3 protein-coding genes are annotated in these 1,965 nt (G+C 57.0%); 1 reads left to right on the top strand and 2 read right to left on the bottom strand.

Translation table 11 applies throughout. The features are described from left to right. Positions 1–32 precede the first annotated feature (32 nt). Together B3Q33_RS10585 and thpR are read right to left on the bottom strand one after the other, a co-directional pair. Entirely contained in the window at positions 33–662 is a 630-nt protein-coding gene (locus B3Q33_RS10585) for a YbhB/YbcL family Raf kinase inhibitor-like protein (RefSeq protein WP_286827522.1), read from the bottom strand. An 85-nt stretch (positions 663–747) separates the two neighbouring features. Continuing rightward, complete coding sequence (gene thpR / locus B3Q33_RS10580) at positions 748–1,260, bottom strand: RNA 2',3'-cyclic phosphodiesterase (protein WP_035244250.1); 513 nt, start codon at positions 1,258–1,260, stop codon at positions 748–750. A gap of 121 nt (positions 1,261–1,381) precedes the next feature. Between thpR and B3Q33_RS10575 the strand changes: the two genes are divergently transcribed. Then, positions 1,382–1,965 (top strand): radical SAM protein (locus tag B3Q33_RS10575; RefSeq protein WP_286827521.1); only part of this gene is annotated, 584 nt, incomplete at its 3' end.

Raw genomic sequence — 1,965 nt, 5'->3', positions numbered from 1 at the left:
AAGGCCGCTTTTGCGGCCTTTTTTGTGTCTTCTCAGTCTGCCAATCGCGGGTTCAGCGTGTAGCTCACCGTGATACTGGCTTTGGCAAGTACATGCCCTTCCATGGCCGCAACAATGGCCGCACCACTGAAATCATCCTTGACCGGCAATGTGCTCACGTCCAGTGCGTAAACGGTAAAGACATAACGATGCACAATGCTGTCGTTCCAGGGCGGACAGGGGCCGTCATAACCGAAGTAACTCCCTTCCATATCCCCGTCGCCGGCAAACCAGCTGGTGTAATCGTTAAGACCATGCCGCATACCCTGTGGTGCTGAAGGCCCGGATTTGCCCCGTGGGGTTATCCCCTGGCAATGACTGCCTTCCATCAGCTCGCTCTGGTCAGCGGGAATGTCGAACAGGGTCCAGTGATAGAAATCCACCCGCGGCAAGTCTGCAGGGACTTCGCGGTCTTCCTGATTCACATCATCGCCCGCACTGGGCACATCCGGATCATGACAGACCACCGCGAAAGAGCGGGTCCCGGCCGGCTCGCCTTTCCAGGCCAGATGAGGATTGATGTTGCTGGACAATGCCACATGGTTATCCGGGTCAATCACTGCGAAAGCGAACTTCTCAGCGATGGGAGCCTGATTGGTGAGGCTGTTACTGAGTAGCTCCATGGTACGACTCCTTTAATCAGTGTTTGCACATCCCCCAACCTTGCAGTTGCAGGCGATAAATTCAACCTGCCATCGGCATTTCGGTTCAAACCATGCCGGTCAGCGGGTGCTGGGATAATGGCCGATAGGTGGGGACCTCGCCCTGTATCATTTCACTCTGGTACAGACAGAGTTGATCTACCGACAACAGCCAGTGCCCCGTTTGCGGTACCAATGCCAGCCCCGGCTTTGCCAGGGTAATGTGCGGTCGAAAGGCTCGCTGTTCACGCTCTACGCCCTGGCGACTGAGGCATTCCCACAGGGCTTCGTGCAAGGTATTGAGAGGACCGGAAACGGTCGTGGTCAGCGCCAGAAAAGGCCCCTGCTCCGCCGGAAAGGCTTCGCAGCAATCAAAGTCCAGTTCAAACGCCGGAAAGCGGCCAGCCAGCGACTGCAATTCTCCGGATAATCGGGCCACCCCCGCCGGGGTACATTGCCCCAGAAAGGCCAGCGTCAGATGCAGGTTGGGTCGAGGAGTGGCCCGCGGCAACCCCAGGGAAAGCTCCTTGCACTCCCGGGCCAGAGACCCGGTGACCGGTACGCCGACAAAACAGCGCATGAAAAAACCTCCTTTCTATCAACCAAGCCAGCCGAGCGGCATGGCTTCAAAGCGGTCACGGCGGTAGAATTGCGCCCCGTTATGGCTATCGGCGAACGACAGCCAATCTCGAGGTATCACTATGTCCGGTAAAGTCGGTTTCATCAGCCTGGGTTGCCCCAAGGCCCTGGTGGACTCTGAGCGTATTCTGACCCAGCTTCGCACGGAAGGCTACGAAGTCACATCCAGTTACGACGATGCGGACGTAGTAGTCGTCAACACCTGTGGCTTTATCGACGATGCCAAGGCCGAATCCCTGGATACCATTGGCGAAGCACTCAGCGAAAACGGCAAGGTGATTGTGACCGGCTGCATGGGCGTGGAAGAAGACACCATTCGCAAGGTACATCCCTCGGTCCTGTCCGTCACTGGCCCGCAGCAATACGAACAGGTGGTTAACGCCGTTCACCAGGTGGTGCCACCGAGCCAGAACCATGACCCTTTTCTCGATCTGGTTCCACCTCAGGGCATTAAACTGACTCCCCGTCATTACGCCTACCTGAAGATTTCCGAAGGCTGCAATCACAAATGCAGTTTCTGCATCATCCCCAGCATGCGCGGCAAACTGGATTCACGCCCGATTGGCGATGTGATGGATGAAGCGGAGCGCCTGGTGAAATCCGGTGTGCAGGAACTGTTGGTGATCAGCCAGGACACCAGCGCCTA

It is taken from the genome of Alcanivorax sp. UBA3183 (genome assembly GCF_002364155.1).
Classification (GTDB): domain Bacteria; phylum Pseudomonadota; class Gammaproteobacteria; order Pseudomonadales; family Alcanivoracaceae; genus Alcanivorax; species Alcanivorax jadensis.
Note: the sequence above shows the minus strand (reverse complement) of the source record. Positions and strands in the feature narration are given on the sequence as shown.

What these genes read in the sequence shown, in the direction of transcription:
- thpR (WP_035244250.1), bottom strand. Translation starts at nt 1,260, where the DNA reads ATGCGCTGTTTTGTCGGCGTACCGGTCACCGGGTCTCTGGCCCGGGAG.
- B3Q33_RS10585 (WP_286827522.1), bottom strand. Translation starts at nt 662, where the DNA reads ATGGAGCTACTCAGTAACAGCCTCACCAATCAGGCTCCCATCGCTGAG.